Here is a 19,530-nt window from a genome sequence, read left to right on the forward strand (position 1 = left end):
TTTCAGAATATTTTAGTAAGTATATACTACCATTAAACCTACCTATACAATCAATATATCAATGATATAATATTAATATCAGAATTAGATTGATGGTGAAAATATGGAGATAAAACAGTTGAAATACTTTATCGAAACCGCCAGGCAGGAACACATGACGGAAGCTGCCCTGTCCCTGAACGTCGCCCAGTCGGCACTTTCAAGACAGATTGGGCTTCTGGAGGAAGACTTGGGGATCAAGCTTTTCAAAAGGGTCGGACGGAACATCAAATTGACAGATGAAGGAAGAATATTTTTTGAAGATGCTGTCAATATCATGGAATCGGTGGAAAAATCGAGGGAGAAGCTGAATGCAGAGGCCATCCAAAAAAGATATACATTAAATATCCACCTCACCCGTTCAGATATGACCTCCAAGGTGCTGCAGTCGCTGAACCAGTTTCTGAGGCAGAATGAAGAGATCGAATTCAATATCCACACATTGGATGAATCATCCATTGAAGACAGGCTTTTGGATGAAACACTCGATATCGTCATTTCTGCCCAAAGGACTGAAGATCCTCTCATACAGAGTGCCCTTCTATTCGAGCAGAACTATCATTATGTATTCCGTGAAAGCAACAGGGTCCAGCTGCCGACACAGGCATCCCTGAATGAACTGGAGGAATTTCCACTCATCTCCTTCCAGCCGGTATTCGACATCAGTCAGATGTTCAAGAGGCGCAGCATCGAAATATATCAGGATATGACGATCATCCAGCATCTGCTGATCGAGCATGGCCACGTGGCGATACTCACTCATGAAGAGGCAAAGCAGCTCACCTACAGCTATCCGAAGTTCACCGTCCACAGCCTCAATCATCTGAACATCAAGCATCCCATGTATGTCAGCATGCGCAAGGATAACCAGAAACCCTTCGTGAAGAGATGGTACAGCCAGCTGCGCCAGACCTTCAGCCCTTTATTCGACCCCTACTCCGATTAGGGGACCGAAGAATTGGGTAGAAGGGATACAGTTATCAAATAGGAGGGAATTTCATGGACAGGGAAGAATTCAAGGATACACTGAAAGAAATTCTGGACAATAATAATATCGGTACGATGGCGACAATTCGTGACAATAAGCCGATGAACCGCTACATGTACTTCTACAATGACGAACTTACGCTTTACACGTACACAAGAAAAGATACGTATAAGATCGACGACCTGGAAGCAAATCCATACGCCCACATCCTGCTTGGATATGAAGAGCGGGAAGACAGGGGTGAGAGCTATGTCGAAATCCTCGGAAAGGCCAGCCTGCCTGAAGAAGTAACCCCTGATGTCGACGAAATGCTCGCCAAGCTCGGCAACCTCTACCAGAAACTGAAAGGCGAGGACGACCTCCAGGCAATAAAGATCGACATCGAAACGGTACGGATCATGAACGATGACGATGCGGAATCCGTTACTGTAGAACTATAGAAACCGAATAAAAAGCCTGCCCGTTGAACGGGCAGGCTTTTTGAATGCCAATTTTCGTATTTTCAGATGATGCCCTGAATCCTGAGCACCACTTCTGCAATCAGGGCCGATCCGAGGAATGTGCCGATGAACACCAGTATCGCTACGACAAGGGACCGCCATCCCATATCCTTGAAATCGGTCCAGTTCCGGCCGATGGATATGCCGGCATAGGCCAAAATGGGTGTAGTGATGGCCAAAAGTTCCACCTGGCTCGTCCACTGGACGACATAGCCCGACCCGGGAAACCAGGGAACGGAAACGATGATGCCGATCAGTGCGATGTATCCGACCGCAGGAATATTGACGGGTATGTATTCCTCCATGATCATACCGAGCAGCGCGATGGCAATAAGAACAAGGATTCCCGGCACAGCCGCCCAGGAGTAGATGTCATAGCCTATCATATTGCCGAGCAGTGTCACACCGGCGAATATCAAAAGTATCAATGTCCAGTCTATTATCTTCTTCATCCCTCTATTCTCCTCCGGCTTCATTTTTATTCATTACAGCATAGATCTTGTTTGCCAGCGGCAATCCGATAAACATGCTGACATAGAGTCCGGTTGCCAGTGAAATCAGGTTGCTGGCCCCCGCCAGTGCAATGATCTGCGACTCAAGTTCGGGATAGGCTGCGATTAGCGTCCCGCTTCCAGCAGCCATCATGCTGCCGCTGCCCACACCGGAAGCAAGCGCAAAGGATAACGGATGGATCGGCGTCAATGTAGCCAGCAGACCGGCAATGAGGCCGAGGAAGATCGCACCGAAGACGGTGCCGAAAATATACATCGTCATGACCCCTCTGCCTTCCGGAGAGTTGAAGCCGTACCGGTCCATGATCAGCCCCACATTCGGCTCCCTGCCGATGGAGTGGGCCATCCCCACGCTTTCCCGCTTCATGCCGAGCCATATCGCCACAGGCAGGGCCAGCAGTATGGTCCCCAGATTGCCGAGTTCCTGCAGGAGGAGTGCCGGCCCGACAGCAAGCAGCTCCTGAATCTGCGGCCCGATGACCACACCGATCTTGGCGATCAGGACACCCACCCCCATGACGATGAGCGGTTCGGCATGCTTCGACTGCCTCTTTGAAACGACAGGCGTGAAATAAAGGCCGAATCCGATGACCAGTGCATACAGCATCGGCAGCAGCAGTATGGCGCCCGGTCCGACGGGTATCGAAATCTGCCCAATCAGTTCCGTCAGCACCACAATGGCCAGTACGGCGGCATGCAGGCGCCAGTCCTTAAGAATTGCTTTCAGCTCCACTTTTTCGTTCATGATACATCCCCTTTTCCTTCCGGTATCCATATACCCGACATTCATTAATTTGAATATTACCACAGGTATTGCGTCTCCACAATTCGCCTACAGATAGAAAAGGATGACCTCCCGGCCATCCTTTTCATCATTATTTTTCCTTCAGTCTTCTGATCAGCTCTCCCGTAACTTCCTCCGTCTTCTTGCCACCGCCGACATCCGGCGTCAGGAAGCCGTCTGCCGTCACACGTTCCATCGTATCAAGGAGTAGCGTACCCATCTCCTCCTCGCCATGATGGTCGAGCAGCATTTTTGCGGTCCAGAGTTGTCCGATCGGGTTGGCGATGCCTTTGCCGACAATATCCGGCGCAGAGCCATGCACGGGCTCGAACATTGAAGGATGCTTCCCGTTCAGGTTGAGATTGGCTGATGGTGCGATGCCGATGCTCCCCATGATTGCAGCACCGATGTCGGTCAGTACGTCGCCGAAGAGGTTGCTTGCGACGATGACGTCATAGCGCTCCGGATGGGTGACGAATGTCGCGGCCAGTGCATCGATGTGCTGGGAGGATGTTTCAATATTCCCATGCTTTTCTGCAGTCTCCTTGAATACTTCATCCCAGAATGGCATGGAATGGAAGATGCCATTGGACTTTGTTGCGCTGGTCACATGCCCGCCCCGGGATTTGGCCAATTCGAATGCATGCTCCATCGCCTGCTTTGTTGCACGTCTCGAGAAGACGTTGTTCTGTATGGCGATTTCGTTGTCGCCCTGGTACATCCGCCCACCGACGGAACTGTATTCCCCTTCACTGTTCTCACGGACGACCACAAGGTCGAAGTCTTTCGGATTCAGCAAGGGAGACCGGATGCCTTCAAATACTTTCGCAGGACGCACATTGATTTCAAGTTCAAACTCCCTTCTGATCTTGAGCAGAAGTCCCCAGAGGGAGATGTGGTCCGGCACTTTTGAAATGTCGCCGACGGCTCCCAGAAAGACACTGTCCGACTGTCCGAGCCGCTCCAGTCCATCTTCAGCCATCATGGCCCCATGCTCCAGGTAATAGTCACATCCATAGTCGAAATGCTCATATTCAAACGCAAGTCCACCATGCAGTTCTGCAATGGTGTCCAAAACCTTCAGGGCGTGCGGGACGACTTCTGTTCCAATGCCGTCACCCGGCACTACGGCAAGTTTTATCTTTTTCATAATTTCCTCCTGTTTGTCTATGTTGGATTATGGCCAGAAACCGATCCATCTCCAATAAGTATACGCGATGACGATCATGATTGCGATGCTCGCAAGCGTCAGCCACAGGCCCGGCCACAGAAAATCCTTCTGGCTGACCCTGCCTGTACTGTGCACCACGACATTCGGCATGGTTTCCACTATGAGAAGAAATCCGAGCAGCATTGAGATTGCTGAAGCGAAGACGATGACTACCGGGTCCACACCAGACTGTACGGACAGGCTGATCAGGACAGGCATGAGGGTGATGACCGCCGTAGATACGTTGGTGACCCCCAAGTGATAGATCTGGGACACGATGATGGTGATGGGGATGGCAAGCCAGGGATTGCTGAAGACATCCAGAACAATCTGCGGAGATACCAGCACCTCCAGAAGATCGATGGCTCCGGACTCTATCAATGAATACCCCAAAGAGAGCGTGGCCCCGATCAGCAGCACCATGCCGAAGTTGATGTCGAGCATACGCTTCCAGGCAGCAAATCCCGTCACCGGTACGGACATCAATATGACAGCAAGCAGTGCCCCGAATGTCGGATGATATCCATGCCAGGACTCGGTGAACCAGATCAGTATGGTAACCACAAGTATCCCGATGCACTTCTTTTCATCAATCGACAGAGTGCCCAGCGCATCATATTTGCTCTTCATTTCAATCTGCAGCTTCTCGAATGAGTATGACTCCGGCGGATAGCATTTCCATACAATGTACATCGTCGCCAGGACGAGCAGCAACCACATTGGTGCAGCATATATGAACCATTGAAGATAGGATGTCGACACACCTTCATACAGCCTGAGTATTTCAACCGCCAGAATGTTCCCTATTGCCGCTGTAAGCACCACCGCGCCACTGACATTTCCTCCGAAAGCGGCACCGATATACATCAGCTTATTGAAGTTGGACCTTTCGTCCACGCCGGTCTCCTCTATAATATTGCTCAATATCGGAAGCATCAGGGAGGCCCGGACAGCCGTGGCGGGAATGAAGAAGGCCTGTACCTGCATCAGGATGAAGAAGCCGATATAGATGCCCTTGGCCGACTTTCCCATGAGCGAGAGCAGAAAATAGGTCATCCGCTTTACGAGCAGCGTCTGGTTCACTCCCACTGCCATCATCATGCCGCCGATGATGAGGAAGACGGCCGGAGATGCGAAGCCGCTCAGGATTACATCCATCTCGACCGGCTTCATCACAATGAGCAGGACGATGATGACGATTGAAGTCAGTTCGATTGGGATGGGCGCAAATGCCCACAGCACAAGACCGAACACCATGATGGCGATCGTACTCCTGGCAGGCCAGGAAACTGTATCGGGCAGAAATATGAGCACCGCTATGAACAGCAGCACGGCTGAAGCGAATACGGCTGCCTGCCCCCATCTTACCCCATTGGTATGCTTATGTTTTTCCGCCATCTCATCAATCCTCCATAAGACATTTTGCGATATAAAGAAATGCAGCATACTATGCTGCATTTCAGATTCCTCTATGTCATGTTCATCTGCTTGCCGCTTCTAGTGGTGGGCTGCGACTTTTTTTCACGCGCCTTCGGCTTATCCTTGTTTATATACTTCTGCATCAGCATTGCGACGATGATCAGTCCAACCGCTATAATGTCGGTATACAGGCTGGAGAGCATCAGCAGCACTGCAATGACGAGCAGCACCGCCCGCACATACCATGGTGACAGTTTCCTGAAGAACCACCCCTGGACGGCTGCGGACAGGAAGTAGACGCCGACAAGTGCTGTAATCGTCGCAAGTGCAATACTCAAGGTGCTGTCGCTCAAGAGCAGCAGTTCCGGACTGTAGAACATCATGAATGGTACGATGAACGCCGCCAGTCCGATTTTGAAGGCTTCACCAGCAGTTTTCATCGGGTTGGTGCCGGTAATGCCGGCAGCTGCAAATGCCGCAAGTGCCACCGGTGGAGTGATTGCAGAGATGACCGCGTAATAGAAGACGAACATATGGGCCAAAATAGGTTCCATACCCATCCTTACAAGACCCGGTGCCACCACAGATGCTGCAACGGCGTAGGCTGCCGTCGTCGGCATGCCCATTCCAAGGATGATGGAAAGTATCATCGCAAAGACCAGGGCGATCAGCATGTTGCTGTCGGCAATGGTAAGCAGCATCGTACTGAAGCGCTGCCCGACACCCGTCAATGCAATGACACCGACAATGATTCCGGCACATGCAACAATCGCAATCAGCTGCAGTGCATTTTTCATCCCAAGCTCAAATGCTTCGAGCACGTTCATGAAACCCATGCGCGTCTCCTTGCTGACCAGACTGAGCAGGAAGCAGACCACAATGCCCACTGTACCAGCAAATATCACACTGTAACCGCTTGTAAGAAGGCCTATAAGAAGTACAATCGGGATGAAGAGGTATGCTTTTTTAAGCAGATACATCTTGTCCGGAAGCATTTTCAGCGGGAGGCCCTTCAGCCCTTCCTTAAGTGCCTGGAAGTCGACCATGAAGTACACGGAGACGAAGTACAGGATGGCTGGTATTGTCGCAGCCAATATGACTTCCGAATACGGAATGCCTGTAATCTCCGCCATCAGGAAGGCGCCTGCACCCATGATCGGCGGCAACAGCTGCCCGCCGGCAGACGCAGTCGCTTCAGTTGCTGCAGCAAAACGCGCCCTGTACCCCGTCTTTTTCATGAGCGGAATCGTGAGTGATCCCGTAGCGACAACGTTGCCTGCAGAAGTACCATTGATCATTCCCATCAGACCGGAAGAAAACACGGCGACCTTCGCAGGTCCGCCCCTCATCCAGCCCGCAAGGCGGAAGGCCACATCAATGAAATATTGGCCGACACCCGACATCTGGAGGAAAGCACCAAAGATGATGAAGAGAATGATGTATTTTGAGGAAACATCCGTCGTCACGCCGAATACACCATCGAGGCCATAGATGTAAGTCGCGAACCTTTCAAATGAATATCCGTTATGGTTGAGTATCCCCGGCAGGTATGGACCCGCGAAGGAATAGAGGATGAATACACCCGCCAGAATGGGAAGCGTCCATCCGCTTGTTCTTCTTGTTATTTCCAGCACAAGCAGTATCCCCACTGTTGCGACGACCACATCCAGCGTCGTCGGCGTTACACCGAAACGGAACACGAGTGTCGAAAGGTTGGCGAATATATAATATCCGACAAATATTGCGGCACCAATCATCACCCAGTCGAGAATCGGTATCCGATTGGATTCGGTCTTCCATCCTTTATAGAACATCAGTGTCAACACGGTGCCGAACAGAATATGCGTACTTCTGAATACCCATGGGTCGATCGGATTGAAGTTGAGGATATAGAGGTGGTACAGTGCACCCACTACCGCAATGATCATGAAGGTATATCTTTTCCATCCTGTGAAATTCCTGGTCTTGGGCGACGCCTCCAGCGCATCCTCCACCACTTCCGTATCCAGTTTGCCGTCTTCCTCAATATCCGGATCTTTTTCAAGATCCGTCAAGTCATTTTTATCCCGCGGCTCATGCCGCTCTTCATTCTCTTCATGCAGATCTTTCCTGGACATCTTATCCCCCCTTAGAGGTTTCCGCATCCAGAATCCGGATGCGGAAACAGTTAAGCTATGATCGTTTATTCACTGCTTTCTTCCCATTCAGCCGGATATACTTCATCCGGAAGCTCTACGCCGATTTCTTCATAGTAGCGGATGGCACCCGGGTGCATCGGATAGTCGGTATTGTTCAGGATTGCTTCAGGGTCCTCAGCTTCTTCGGCAGAGCTGTGTGTATTGATCATCTGGTCGATGTTTTCGTGATACATTTTCACAAGATCGTAGACGAAATCGGAGTTCGCCTCCTTCTGTACTACGCCGAAGTTGAACTGGGCAATCGTTTCAATCGGTCCTTCCTGTGAATCATAGGTGCCTTCAGGGATTGTGAACTCCTTGAAGTAGGAAAGCTCCTCCATGACCGCTTCACGGTTCTCCCCTTCGATACCGTAAATGTTGATGTCGGCCTGCGTCTCCGCTTCAACTACCGCCGAGATTGGAAGCCCTGCTGAGAAGCCGATGTGCTCAAGCTGGCCATCCAGCATCTGTGAAACCATGTCACTCGCTCCGGCAGCCACCTGCTCTCCTGTCTCGATGCCCAGCGTTTCATAGATGATCGGGTTATATGTTCCCGGTGTACCACCGGCAGGACCCACACCGACACGTTCCCCTTCATGCTCCTCTATGCTCGTGACCCCTGTGGATTCGAGCGAGAACCAGTTGAAAGGTGTGTCATACATCGGGAAGATGACACGGATATCCTGATATTCCTTTTCCGCCCATTCCCCTTCACCGGTATAGCCTTCATACAGCGGACCTTCAGTCACCATACCGAGCTGTACATCATCCGCATCGAGCAGCTGAATGTTGTGGACCGGACCACCTGTCACTTCCACGTTCGAAGTTATGTCAAGGTGTTCCTCAAGCATCGTGGCAAAGCCGCCGCCCCATATATAGTAGGTGCCGCCCTGCGAAGCTGTACCGATCGTCACCGTGCTCGGATATTCATTCTCTTCAAAATCAGCTTCGGCTTCTTCTCCGCCTCCGCTGTCTCCACCGTCTCCACCACATGCTGCCATTACGCCAACTGTCAGAATGAGCATCATCAAAAACCATAACTTTTTCATAAATGTTATCCCCTTTGTTTAATGTTTAGTAAGACCTCGGCATGCCCAGGACATGCTGTCCAATGTAGGAAAGGATCATGTTATTGTTCACTGGTGCCACCTGGTACATCCGCGTCTCCCTGAACTTCCGTTCTATATCGTACTCATCCACGAAACCGTTTCCCCCGTAAGTATTGATCGCGACATTCGCCGCTTCCCAACTGGCCTCGCTGGATATCAGCTTGGCCGTATTCGCCTCTTCTCCACAGTTCTCACCCGTATCGAACTTTTCAGCCGCCTTGTATCTCAGGGCATCCGCTGCTTTGATCGAGGCATACGCTCTGGCGATTGGAAACTGGACCCCCTGGTTCTCTCCGATTTTTTTGTTGAACACCTCCCTTTCGCTTGCATAGCCGGTTGCCCTGTCGATGAAGAAGTAGCCATCCCCGATGCTCTCTGAAGCAAGCAGAATCCGTTCGGCATTCATACCGTCGAGCACATACTTGAAGCCTTTCCCCTCCTCACCGATAACGCTGTCGGCAGGAATCTTCATATCCTTGTACCAGATCTTGTTCGTTGCATAGTTGAACATCGTCCTTACCGGCTCCACCTCAAGGGCATCGGGCTGTTCTTCCCTGATTTCACGCAGGTCGACAAGGAAAAGCGTCATTCCATGTGACTTCTTCTCCACTTCCTCAAGCGGTGTCGTACGGGCCAGGAGGAGCAGGAGGTCGGACTGCAGAATCCGGCTCGTCCAGTTCTTGTGTCCATTGATGACATACCCGTCCGCCTGCTTCTCGGCGAAGGTGGTGATTGCCGTCGTATTTGACCCCGCTTCAGGTTCGGTGATCGAAAAGGCCTGCATGCGTATTTCACCACTTGCGATACCGGGCAGATATTTCTCCTTCTGTTCTTTATTGCCATGTCTGAGCAATGACCCCATCGTATACATCTGGGCGTGGCAGGCAGCAGCATGCCCTCCCGCCCTGTGTATCTCTTCAAGGATGATCGTCGCCTCGGTGAGGCCATACCCCTTGCCGCCATACTCCGGAGGAATGAGCACCGACAGGTAGCCCTCTTCAGTCAGTGCATCCACGAATGCCTGTGGATATTCCCTGTCCGGATCGAGCCGCCTCCAGTATTCATTGCCGAATGAGTCGCACAGCGCCCGCACTTTAAGGCGCAGGTCCTCCCTCTCCGCTTCACTCAAAGTAATCGTTTCAGTACCAATCAATTCACTCATTGCTGCATCCCCTTTTATTGGTTTGGTGATTCTTCAAATTGCTTGTGTGCCTCCTTGTACCAGTCGTTTCCATGACTGTCGTTTATGACGATGCATGGAAAGTCCTCAACCTCGAGCTTTCTGATCGCTTCCGTCCCGAGGTCTTCATAGGCGATCACCTCGGAGGAGATGATCTTTTGGGCAAGCAGTGCCCCTGTACCTCCGATTGCTGCCATATAGACTGCAGAATGCTTTTTTATTGAAGCGATCACTTCTTCGTTTCTGTAGCCTTTGCCGATCATGCCCTTCAGGCCTTCTTCCATCAGTCTCGGCGCATAGGCGTCCATACGGCTGCTTGTCGTCGGGCCGGCCGAACCGATGACACTATCGGGCTTGTTCGGTGTGGGACCCACATAGTAGATGACCTGGCCTTCCAGCGCGACGGGCAGTGTCCCCCCCTTTTCCAGCTGCTCCACCATCCGCTTGTGTGCTGCATCCCGCGCCGTATAGAGCGTTCCCGTCAACAGTACCTGTTCACCACTCCTCAGTTTCTCGACCGCCCCTCTTTCGAAGGGGACCTTCAGTCTGATGCTCATGACTATTCCTCCCTACATCACGAAATGCTTATGCCGGCTTGCATGGCAGTTCAGGTTTACGGCGACGGGCAATGCCGCAATATGGCATGGTGCCGTCTCCACTTTGATGTCGAGCGCCGTCGTACTGCCTCCCATGCCCTGCGGGCCGATGCCTAGCTTATTGACTTCCGTCATCAATTCCTCTTCCAACCCCGCAATTTCAGGGTCTTCATGCCTCTCGCCGACAGGACGGAACAGCGATTTCTTGGCAAGGTATGGGGATACTTCGAAGTTGCCACCGATGCCGATGCCGATTACAAGCGGCGGGCAGGCATTCGGGCCGGCTTCACGGACGGTGTCGAGAATGAACTTCTTGACCCCCTCCATTCCGGCACTCGGGGTAAGCATCTTCATTGCACTCATGTTCTCTGCGCCACCCCCTTTGGCGGACATCTGGACTTCCAGGCCGTCCCCTTCCACAAGTTCTATATGGATGACGGCGGGCGTGTTGTCTCCGGTATTCCTGCGATTGATGGGGTCATCCACTATGGAATACCTCAAGTATCCTTCATCATAGCCCTTTTTGACCCCCTCATTGATGGCCTCCTGCAAAGACCCTCCGGCGATGTGGCAGTCCTGTCCAAGCTTTACTATGAAGACCGATACGCCGGTATCCTGGCACATGGGCACCCTGTTGGAAGTGGCGATATCCGCATTTTCTATCAGCTGGTTCAGAATCGATTTGCCGGCCTCGGACTTCTCGGTCCTGACCGACTCCTTGAAGGCATTGACGACATCCTCTCCCAGATCGTAGTTCGCTTCCTGGCATATCCTGGCCACTTCATCGACGATATCCTGGTATGCTATCTCTTTCATCCTCTGCCTCCTTCACTGCCCTTTCTGGGCATCGAGCACCTTCTGCAGGAGTGCGTCGCCCTGCTTTGGTGCATGTTCCCTCTTATAGACCATCATCGTCCGCTTGAATGAAATGACCACCTCACCCCGCTGGTTGTAGCCGAAAGTCTTCACATTGACGATGCCGACATGGGGACGGGATTTTGATTCCCTGAGTCCGGTCACTTCCGAATAGGAGTAGATGGTGTCCCCTTCAAACACCGGATTGGGAAGCTTGATATCGTCCCATCCGAGGTTCGCCATCGCATTTTGCGAAATGTCGGTGACCGACTGGCCGGTCACCAGCGCCAGTGTGAATGTCGAATCGACAAGCGGCTGTCCGAAATCCGTCTGTTCTGAATAATAGTCGTCAAAATGGATTGGATTCGTGTTCTGGGTCAACAGCGTCATATAGATGTTGTCCGTCTTTGTCACCGTCCTGCCGAGTGGGTGGGGATAGATGTCCCCTTCGGAAAAATCCTCATAGTACCTGCCTGTCCAGCCCTGTTGAATGCTCATGAATTTCCTCCTATTTATTGAATGTTTCAGACTTCAGTCCAAGTTCCTCCAAAATGCTGTCCGTATGCTCACCAAGTCCCGGCACCGGCTTCATCACCGCTTCGAAGCCGTTCATCGTCACCGGCGGCACAAGTGCACTGATCCGCCCTTCCGGTGTCTCCACATCCTTCCAGCGGTCCCTCGCCTTCAGCTGCGGATGATTGAAGAAATCCTTCATTGTATTGAGCCTTGCATTGGCGATTTTTGCATTTTCGACGCGTTCAATGACGGTTTCGGATGTAAGGTTGGAAAACTGCTCCTCGATCAGTGCCTTCAAGGCCGCCCTGTTCTCCGAGCGCAGCGAATTGGTGTTGAACCGTGCATCATTCTTAAGCTCCGGGTCATCCAGCACCCTGTCACAGAACTGTGCCCACTCGCGTTCATTCTGCAGGCCGATGAACACGGTCTTGCCATCTCCACAGACGAACGGTCCATAGGGATAGATGGTCGAATGGCTCGCCCCCGTGCGTTTCGGCTCCTTGTTTCCATAGGCGGCGTAGTATGCAGGATAACCCATCCATTCACCGAGCGCCTCCAGCATGGAGACTTCCATGACCGTCCCCCTGCCCGTCTTCATGCGGTTCATCAAAGCGGTGAGCACGCCCGTATAGGCGTACATGCCTGCTGCGATATCCGCGATGGATATGCCTGCTTTCGATGGCTCCTCTTCCGTTCCGGTCACCGATACGAGTCCCGCTTCACATTGGACCAGCAGGTCATAGGCCTTCTTCTGTTCATATGGGCCGCCCTTGCCGTAGCCCGAGAGGCTGCAGACAACAAGTTCAGGATGCTTTTCAACCAGCTCTTCAGGGACGAACCCCATGCGCTCAAGTGCACCGGGCGCCAGGTTCTGTATCAGTACATCCGCTTTTCCAATCAGCTTCGACAATGCTTCCTTCCCTTCGTCCGATTTGAGGTCGAGGGCGATCGACTCCTTTGAACGGTTGCACCATACGAAATGGCTCGACATTCCATTGACGGTCGTATCATATCCTCTGGCGAAATCACCGACATCAGGCCTCTCGACCTTTATTACTCTTGCCCCAAGATCCGCAAGCTGTCTCGTTGCGAAAGGGACGGCAATGGCCTGCTCCAAAGAGACGACCGTTATACCTTCCAGTGGCAGCATGAAACTCCTCCTTTTTAGTAAACGCTTTCATTTTCAAGTAATTTTTTAGCCCGCTCAGCTACAGGGGCATCTATCATCTTTCCATTCACTTGCAGGGCACCATCGCCTTCATTGAATGAAGTTTCATATGCTTCGACGATTTTCCTCGCTTCCTCGATTTCACGCGCTGTCGGCCCGAATACTTCATTGATTGTTTCCAGCTGCTTGGGATGTATGACCAGTCTGCCCTGGAAACCCGTGCCCCTGCTCCTGATCGAAGCGGCTTTCAGGCCCTCCGGATCGTTGAAATCCGTATAGACTGAATCTATCGGCGGGGCGATGCCGGCAGCACTCGATGCCGTCACCAGCACGGAGCGTGCATAGAGCAGCGCGTCCCCTTCGTCTTTTGGGATGCTGACATCAAGCATGTAATCCTCGGCACCGAATGCCAGTGCTTCAATGCGTTCGTTGGATTGTGCAATCTCAGCGGCGTTGATGATGCCCCTCCCGGTCTCAATCAATGGCACAATGCGGATCGACCCTGATGGCAAATCATTTTCCCTCTCATAATGGCTGAGCAGAAAATCTGCAATCATCATCTCATCCCGGGTGTCCACCTTCGGGATGACGATACCGTCAGGAACAGCATCAGTGAGTGTTGCGATATCATCGATGAAGAACGGACTGTGGACATCATTCACTCGTACAAATCTTCTATTTTTCGATGCTGGCTGTCCAAGGGCCGCCTTCACCATTCCCCTTGCTTCCTTCTTATCTTTGGGAACGACACTATCCTCAAGATCAAAGATGAGTACATCGGCCTTAAGCTCCTTTGCCTTATCCAGGAACTTCTCTTTGGCGCCAGGGATGAAAATCCATGTTTTATTCATTATACATCCCCTCGTCTTGGATATTGTAGATTGGATACAATTAAAGTGTAAAATAAATCCAATCCTTTGTAAATATAGTTTTTGGAATTTATTGATTTTTCTATCTATTTTCCTTTTGTGCCTTCAGAACTTCTATCAGATCCTCGCGTGTCCGGTTGATGTGATGGGAAAGTTCGTCTGCCGCCCTCTCTGCATCCCTGTTTGAGATGGCTTCCAGAATGACGCCATGCTCCCGATTGGACTTTTCAATCTGGCCGGGAATTACATATGGTGTATCCTTCGCAATCCCGTGCGATACCCTTGCCATCAGACCATGCACCCTTTTGCTCCTGCATCCGCTGAGGGAGATGGTATGGAACCTTCTGTTCAGATCCACATATTCCTCCTTCTCGAATGTATCCATCATCTTCAGATGCAGCTTCTGCATCTCATCAAGCGCTTCATCCGTCAGGTGCGGGATGCTCTTTCTGAGGGCCAGGGACTCGAGCATTGTACGAAGTTCGTATATTTCATCGATGTCATCGATGGTCAGTTCATTGACGACCGCCCCCTTGTGGGGTTCAAGCGTTATCAGCCCCTCCATCTCCAGCGTCTTCAGCGCTTCCCTTACAGGCATCCTGCTTACACCGAGCTGCTCCGCCAAATCAGCCTGGACCAGATGCTGTCCGGGTGCCAGATCCCCTTTCAGAATCGCCTGCCTTAAAATTGTCGTTACAGAATTCGGCAGTACTTCCCTTTGTGCCATCTCAAGTTTCATAACGCTCACCTTTTCCCATATCTTGATTATTATTTTATATCTACCCGGTTTTTAGGAAAAAGCATTTCCAAATCTTCAACTTCCTCAAGTGAAAGGACCTTCTGGGCGATTTGTTCACGCTCAGGTTGATCTACCCTCCGACTCAGCTGCATGAATTTATCCACTAGCTCATCCTTCGTCACCGGGTGCTCCGGATCCCCTTTCGGATAATCCGTATCGAGCTCGATGGTCTCCCCATTTTTCAACGTCACCTTCGCAAGCGCTCCCCACTGGTTCGGATAGGCGCCGTCCTTGGCCGAATCGACATAAACCTGGACCTTGGACATCAATCCCCTTATTTCCTCATTCCACAAGTTCTCCTCATTGAATGTGTAGAGGCTGCCCTCCTGCATCACAAAAGCATGTGCTGTACAGTACTGGAGGCTGAATTTGCCCTGATAGACAGTCATCGGGTTGTCATTGTCCGTAATGTTGATGGCAACCTGATAGGTGCCGATCTCGATGTTCTCAATGTCATCCGCATCGAACCCCCGATCCCTGGACAGTCCGGAGATGAGGTCCATCGCATGATGGGTGTGCCTGCAGGAGGCATGTACCTTAAAGGAGTTCTCCATTATCTTGTACGTCTCCCCCAGGCCCTCCGTCACTTTTGAAACATCGTACGTATCACTCATCGCTTCGAAGAAACCGCGGTTCCCCTCCAATATACGGGTGGCTGCAGTGAAATCCTTCTGGGCCAGAAGACCGGCGATCACCCCGTTCATCGCCGCTTTTCCGGGATGGAGCTGCTTCGACATCGCACCATCTTCGATGAACTCCCATAAACCGGCCGCCTGTGTGCCCGCACTGCCAAGTGCATGGACAATCTGTGCTTCAGACAGGCCGAGCAGTTTTGACACAGCTGCTGCCGCACCGAACGTGCCGCATGTTGCGGTGTTATGCCAATAGTAGTAGTGGGAAGGCGTTACCGCCTCACCGATTCTGAAGCAAACTTCATAGCCGGCAACGACTGCAGTGATCAGATCCTTGCCGGAAAGGCCGTCCCGTTCGGCAATCGCCAGTGCAGCCGGGATGACGACGGTCGCTGCATGGATGATGGAACCCTTATGGATATCGTCCTGTTCGACGATATGGCTCGATGCACCATTGAGCAGAGCTGCATTCGCTACAGATGACTTCCCGCCCGTGATCAACGTCGCATGCTCATGTCCTCCAAGCTCTCTGACCATCTCCTCCACCTTCGCAATTGGCGGCGTATCTGACCCCGCAATGGCAGAACTGAAATAGTCGAGGATGCAAAGCTTCGTAAATTCCACAACGTCATCCGGCAGCTGCTCATAGGAGACCGACCGGATATATGATGCGAGTGACTCACTTAATTTCATCATGACACCCCTTTGTTTGAAGTTACACCCATTATATTGGATACAATAGCCAATATCAAATATTTTCTGAAAACTTAGCCAATATAAAAAGACTTTGCCGAAGCAAAGTCTTCAATTAAAATGATAAATTTTCATAAATGTACATAATAAGTGTCTCCAGATTCTATTCCAGCTCAAGGTCCTGGGAAGTCGCCTTCCGGATTTCTTTCAACAATGCACTGTCTTCTATTAAAGAGTGTCCATATGATGGGATGACTTCTTTTATTTTAGGCTCCCATTTCTCCAGATATTGCGGGAAGTTCTTTTCAAAGACCTCCAGCACAACAGATACAGACGTAGAGGCGCCCGGGGATTCTCCAAGCAGGGCTATGACGGAGTTGTCCTCAGAATGAACGACCTCTGTTCCAAACTGGATATATCCTTTCCCGTACTCTTCAGTATCTTTAATCACCTGCACACGTTTTCCCGCTATGATCAAGTCCCAATCCTCGTCTTTTGCCCCAGGAACAAATTTCCGCAGCTCCTTCATCCGGTCCGCCTTGTCCATCATGACCTGCTGAATGGAATACTTCACCAGTGGAACGTTCTTGGCGCCGGCCGACAGCATGGTTAATATGTTGCTCGGGTTAATAGACCTGAAAAGGTCAAGATTGGAACCATGCTTCAGGAATTTAGGGCCTATGGCCGCGAAAGGACCGAACAATAGACTCTGATCGCCCTGGATATACCGTCTGTCCAAATGAGGCACGGTCATCGGAGGCGTGTTTGGCGGCTCCTTCCCATAAACTTTGGCACCGTGCTGCTCCACTATTTCTGGGTTCGTACACACTAAAAATGCACCGCTTATCGGGAAACCGCCAAGATTTCTGCTCTCAGGAATTTTTGTCTTCTGTAGCATCGGTATGGCATTGCCTCCAGCACCGATGAAGAGATAATCCGCTACATGGTATTCAACCTTATCCGCTTCAAGATTACGGACCTTGACGCCCCATTTACCATCTCTTCTTCTTTCGAAATCAAGCACCTCGTGATTGTAATGCACTTCTGCATTATCATGTTCACTGATGTTCTTCATCATTTTCCGGGTGAGTTCACCGAAATTGACATCAGTTCCTGTATCTATTTTACTCGCAGCTACAGGCTCTTCTGATGTACGTCCTTCTGTCATTAGAGGAATCCATTTTTCCATTTCTTTGAGATCCTCTGTATACTCCATGCCTTCAAACATCGGTAATGGGGATAATGCCTCGTACCGTTTCCTCAGGAAATTTACATTATCCGCACCTTGCACAAAACTGATATGGGGTAATGGGCGGATGAATTCCTGCGGATTTTGAATCTCTTTATTTTTGACCAGAAAGGACCAGAATTGCTTGGAAACTTCAAACTGCTCATTTATTTCTTTTGCCTTTTCAATATCTATGGAGCCGTCTTCCTGTTCCACTGTATAGTTCAGCTCACATAGCGCAGCATGACCCGTTCCGGCATTGTTCCTTTCATTTGAACTTTCTATCGCTGGCTTGTCCAACCTTTCAAACAGTTTAATATTCCAATCCGGCTCGATATTCTTTAAAAATGAACCAAAAGTACTGCTCAAGATGCCAGCACCAATCAGAATGACTTTTTTAGGTTCTGTGTTATCCATTTTATGGTCACCTTTCTCATTTAAAATAATCTATTCCAATAATGTTTTTTAATTTGCTTCTGCATGCTTCCGGGAACGTACAAGCATTGTAAATATTGTTGCCAATATAGCGATGATAATGAAGAATCCGATATTCAAGCCTAAACCGTTCACCCATACATACCCGACAGCCCCGGCAAGCACAATGTAGAACACCGTTGGAATGAGCAGGCGGGAAATCAATGTTCCCTCCTTGCCGATGAGTCCTGCGGCCGCACTTGCTGCCACGACATTATGCACACAGATCATATTTCCTGCTGCACCGCCGACTGCCTGGAGTGCAACGATATAGAGCGGGTTGGCACCAATCTCGTCGGCTACCCCGAACTGGAAGAGGCCGAACATCATGTTGCTGACCGTGTTGCTGCCGGCAGCAAAGGCGCCCATCGCCCCAATGGCTGGAGAGATCAGCGGCCAGCTGTCGCCGAACAGGCTTGCGGCACCTTGTGCCAGCACGAGCGGCATCGAATCGAACCCGGCATCATTGATGCCTGAATTGATGAAAACCTGTACGAGGGGCACGGAGACAATCAATGCAGCCATTGCGGCGAGGATTGTCCTGCCTGATACTTTGAACGCATTGGCCATCCCTTTCCCATCGACCCGATGCAGCCATCCTGTAAATACCGCCACTACTATGAATACTACACCTGGAATCATGAATGGGGTAAGGCTGTGGTTGATTCCCGTACCGAATATGTTTTCGAAGGAGATCACCCAGCCTGAAACAATCGGCTTCAATCCCAGCGCCTCCACACGCGTGACGACAAGCAGCAGGGCAACGAGGACATACGGCAGCCAGGCCCTGATCATTGAAATCTCTTTCGTCGGCCTCACTTCTGCAGAAATGTCACTGAACCAGGATTTCTGCCATGTCTCCCGGGGTTCGAAATCGAATGTCTGCTTCGGCATGAGGAACCCTTTCTTCGCCAGAGGAATGACAATCGCCATACCGACCAGTCCACCGAGGAGCGACGGGAATTCCGGCCCCAGGAAATTGGCCACCAGTGTAAACGGAATGACGAAGGCCAGACCTGCAAAGAGCGCAAACGGCCAGACGGCGAAACCTTCCCTGAAACTTCTGTTCCTGCCGAAGAATTTTGTCAGCATGACCGACATGAGCAGCGGAATGAACAATCCGACGAGGGCATGGAATATCGACACCTGCCCGCCCACATCAAAGATGAAGTTCGACATCTCCTGTCCAGTGCCTCCTATGTAACTGTTCACCACCGGCTGGTTTTCAAGGCTTGTATTTACCCCGACGAGGATCGGCGTCCCCACCGCGCCATACGAAACCGGCGTGGACTGCAGCATCAGTGCAATCATCACCGCTGCAAGTGCGGGAAATCCGAGAGCGATCAGAAGCGGTCCGACGATGGTTGCCGGTGCACCCCATCCTGCAGCCCCCTCAAGAAATGTGCCGAAGAGCCAGGCAACGATGATCGCCTGCACCCTTCTGTCCGGTGAAATGCTCGTGAATGAGGAGCGGATGGTATCCACGGCACCGCTTTCCTTCAATACATTCAGCAGCAGCACCGCACCAAAGACGATGACACCGACTTCAAGTGCCGTCATGACCCCTTTCAGTGAAGCAGCTGAAATGCTGACCGCCCCCATCTGCCAGCCGAAGTATGCGATAAGCACAGTGATGATGAAACTGTAGAGCATCCCCTTTTTGGCGGACCACCTCAGTACGACAAGGAAAAAGAAAATCGACAATATTGGCAAAAGACTTAACAGAACCAGCATAAACAGCCCCCATATCCCTAGTTTGATTATAGTCATCTAGTCATCAGA

General features: G+C 51.1%; 18 protein-coding genes. 2 read left to right on the forward strand and 16 right to left on the reverse strand.

The genetic code is table 11. The features are described from left to right. The first annotated feature begins 103 nt into the window (after positions 1-103). Positions 104-985 carry a LysR family transcriptional regulator gene (locus BO53_RS0103390; protein ID WP_031545439.1) on the forward strand — a complete coding sequence of 294 codons (882 nt, stop codon included), beginning with the start codon at positions 104-106 and terminating at the stop codon, positions 983-985. Between the two features lie 53 nt (positions 986-1,038). Beyond that, a complete protein-coding gene (locus BO53_RS0103395; protein ID WP_031545441.1) occupies positions 1,039-1,467 on the forward strand; it encodes a pyridoxamine 5'-phosphate oxidase family protein in 429 nt (142 codons plus the stop codon). 62 nt (positions 1,468-1,529) lie between these two features. On the opposite strand, the gene BO53_RS0103400 is transcribed toward BO53_RS0103395, so the two are convergent. The 16 genes from BO53_RS0103400 to BO53_RS0103475 form a co-directional block, all read right to left on the reverse strand. Next, a complete protein-coding gene (locus BO53_RS0103400; protein WP_031545442.1) occupies positions 1,530-1,979 on the reverse strand; it encodes a hypothetical protein in 450 nt (149 codons plus the stop codon). Positions 1,980-1,983: 4 nt separating this feature from the next. Continuing rightward, positions 1,984-2,784 (reverse strand): DUF3100 domain-containing protein, encoded by an 801-nt coding sequence (locus BO53_RS0103405; protein ID WP_031545444.1) that lies wholly within the window; start codon positions 2,782-2,784, stop codon positions 1,984-1,986. A 130-nt stretch (positions 2,785-2,914) separates the two neighbouring features. Continuing rightward, positions 2,915-3,973 (reverse strand): tartrate dehydrogenase, encoded by a 1,059-nt coding sequence (locus BO53_RS0103410; RefSeq protein WP_031545446.1) that lies wholly within the window; start codon positions 3,971-3,973, stop codon positions 2,915-2,917. Between the two features lie 27 nt (positions 3,974-4,000). Then, complete coding sequence (locus BO53_RS0103415) at positions 4,001-5,431, reverse strand: SLC13 family permease (RefSeq protein ID WP_031545448.1); 1,431 nt, start codon at positions 5,429-5,431, stop codon at positions 4,001-4,003. A gap of 71 nt (positions 5,432-5,502) precedes the next feature. After that, positions 5,503-7,569, reverse strand: coding sequence for a TRAP transporter permease (locus BO53_RS0103420; protein ID WP_084184868.1), 2,067 nt, complete (start codon positions 7,567-7,569; stop codon positions 5,503-5,505). Positions 7,570-7,634: 65 nt separating this feature from the next. Beyond that, on the reverse strand, positions 7,635-8,678 hold the full coding sequence (locus tag BO53_RS0103425; RefSeq protein ID WP_031545452.1) for a TAXI family TRAP transporter solute-binding subunit: 1,044 nt from the start codon (positions 8,676-8,678) through the stop codon (positions 7,635-7,637). A 25-nt stretch (positions 8,679-8,703) separates the two neighbouring features. Then, complete coding sequence (locus BO53_RS0103430; RefSeq protein ID WP_051682991.1) at positions 8,704-9,900, reverse strand: acyl-CoA dehydrogenase family protein; 1,197 nt, start codon at positions 9,898-9,900, stop codon at positions 8,704-8,706. A gap of 14 nt (positions 9,901-9,914) precedes the next feature. Continuing rightward, positions 9,915-10,475: a Fe-S-containing hydro-lyase gene (locus BO53_RS0103435; protein ID WP_031545456.1), complete on the reverse strand. Its 561-nt coding sequence runs from the start codon at positions 10,473-10,475 to the stop codon at positions 9,915-9,917. Positions 10,476-10,487: 12 nt separating this feature from the next. Beyond that, positions 10,488-11,330, reverse strand: a complete 843-nt coding sequence (locus tag BO53_RS0103440) for a fumarate hydratase (protein ID WP_031545458.1) — start codon at positions 11,328-11,330, stop codon at positions 10,488-10,490. A 12-nt stretch (positions 11,331-11,342) separates the two neighbouring features. Then, positions 11,343-11,867 (reverse strand): MaoC family dehydratase, encoded by a 525-nt coding sequence (locus tag BO53_RS0103445; protein WP_031545460.1) that lies wholly within the window; start codon positions 11,865-11,867, stop codon positions 11,343-11,345. A gap of 10 nt (positions 11,868-11,877) precedes the next feature. Next, positions 11,878-13,035, reverse strand: a complete 1,158-nt coding sequence (locus BO53_RS0103450; protein ID WP_031545462.1) for a CaiB/BaiF CoA transferase family protein — start codon at positions 13,033-13,035, stop codon at positions 11,878-11,880. 14 nt (positions 13,036-13,049) lie between these two features. Beyond that, the gene (locus BO53_RS0103455; protein WP_031545464.1) at positions 13,050-13,904 is read right to left on the reverse strand and encodes an HpcH/HpaI aldolase/citrate lyase family protein; all 855 of its coding nucleotides are present in this window, start codon (positions 13,902-13,904) and stop codon (positions 13,050-13,052) included. Between the two features lie 100 nt (positions 13,905-14,004). Next, the gene (locus tag BO53_RS0103460) at positions 14,005-14,661 is read right to left on the reverse strand and encodes a GntR family transcriptional regulator (RefSeq protein WP_031545465.1); all 657 of its coding nucleotides are present in this window, start codon (positions 14,659-14,661) and stop codon (positions 14,005-14,007) included. A 29-nt stretch (positions 14,662-14,690) separates the two neighbouring features. Beyond that, a complete protein-coding gene (locus tag BO53_RS0103465; protein WP_031545467.1) occupies positions 14,691-16,046 on the reverse strand; it encodes an MmgE/PrpD family protein in 1,356 nt (451 codons plus the stop codon). Positions 16,047-16,209: 163 nt separating this feature from the next. Then, on the reverse strand, positions 16,210-17,691 hold the full coding sequence (gene mqo, locus BO53_RS0103470; RefSeq protein ID WP_031545469.1) for a malate dehydrogenase (quinone): 1,482 nt from the start codon (positions 17,689-17,691) through the stop codon (positions 16,210-16,212). Positions 17,692-17,739: 48 nt separating this feature from the next. Further along, complete coding sequence (locus tag BO53_RS0103475; protein WP_031545472.1) at positions 17,740-19,482, reverse strand: L-lactate permease; 1,743 nt, start codon at positions 19,480-19,482, stop codon at positions 17,740-17,742. Between the last annotated feature and the right edge of the window lie 48 nt (positions 19,483-19,530).

Source organism: Salinicoccus luteus DSM 17002, from assembly GCF_000712035.1.
Lineage (GTDB): Bacteria > Bacillota > Bacilli > Staphylococcales > Salinicoccaceae > Salinicoccus > Salinicoccus luteus.

Excerpts from the sequence above, each read along its gene's own strand:
- BO53_RS0103390 (WP_031545439.1), top strand. The coding sequence starts at position 104 with ATGGAGATAAAACAGTTGAAATACTTTATCGAAACCGCCAGGCAGGAA.
- BO53_RS0103395 (WP_031545441.1), top strand. The coding sequence starts at position 1,039 with ATGGACAGGGAAGAATTCAAGGATACACTGAAAGAAATTCTGGACAAT.
- BO53_RS0103400 (WP_031545442.1), bottom strand. The coding sequence starts at position 1,979 with ATGAAGAAGATAATAGACTGGACATTGATACTTTTGATATTCGCCGGT.
- BO53_RS0103405 (WP_031545444.1), bottom strand. The coding sequence starts at position 2,784 with ATGAACGAAAAAGTGGAGCTGAAAGCAATTCTTAAGGACTGGCGCCTG.
- BO53_RS0103410 (WP_031545446.1), bottom strand. The coding sequence starts at position 3,973 with ATGAAAAAGATAAAACTTGCCGTAGTGCCGGGTGACGGCATTGGAACA.
- BO53_RS0103415 (WP_031545448.1), bottom strand. The coding sequence starts at position 5,431 with ATGGCGGAAAAACATAAGCATACCAATGGGGTAAGATGGGGGCAGGCA.
- BO53_RS0103420 (WP_084184868.1), bottom strand. The coding sequence starts at position 7,569 with ATGTCCAGGAAAGATCTGCATGAAGAGAATGAAGAGCGGCATGAGCCG.
- BO53_RS0103425 (WP_031545452.1), bottom strand. The coding sequence starts at position 8,678 with ATGAAAAAGTTATGGTTTTTGATGATGCTCATTCTGACAGTTGGCGTA.
- BO53_RS0103430 (WP_051682991.1), bottom strand. The coding sequence starts at position 9,900 with ATGAGTGAATTGATTGGTACTGAAACGATTACTTTGAGTGAAGCGGAG.
- BO53_RS0103435 (WP_031545456.1), bottom strand. The coding sequence starts at position 10,475 with ATGAGCATCAGACTGAAGGTCCCCTTCGAAAGAGGGGCGGTCGAGAAA.
- BO53_RS0103440 (WP_031545458.1), bottom strand. The coding sequence starts at position 11,330 with ATGAAAGAGATAGCATACCAGGATATCGTCGATGAAGTGGCCAGGATA.
- BO53_RS0103445 (WP_031545460.1), bottom strand. The coding sequence starts at position 11,867 with ATGAGCATTCAACAGGGCTGGACAGGCAGGTACTATGAGGATTTTTCC.
- BO53_RS0103450 (WP_031545462.1), bottom strand. The coding sequence starts at position 13,035 with ATGCTGCCACTGGAAGGTATAACGGTCGTCTCTTTGGAGCAGGCCATT.
- BO53_RS0103455 (WP_031545464.1), bottom strand. The coding sequence starts at position 13,904 with ATGAATAAAACATGGATTTTCATCCCTGGCGCCAAAGAGAAGTTCCTG.
- BO53_RS0103460 (WP_031545465.1), bottom strand. The coding sequence starts at position 14,661 with ATGAAACTTGAGATGGCACAAAGGGAAGTACTGCCGAATTCTGTAACG.
- BO53_RS0103465 (WP_031545467.1), bottom strand. The coding sequence starts at position 16,046 with ATGAAATTAAGTGAGTCACTCGCATCATATATCCGGTCGGTCTCCTAT.
- mqo (WP_031545469.1), bottom strand. The coding sequence starts at position 17,691 with ATGGATAACACAGAACCTAAAAAAGTCATTCTGATTGGTGCTGGCATC.
- BO53_RS0103475 (WP_031545472.1), bottom strand. The coding sequence starts at position 19,482 with ATGCTGGTTCTGTTAAGTCTTTTGCCAATATTGTCGATTTTCTTTTTC.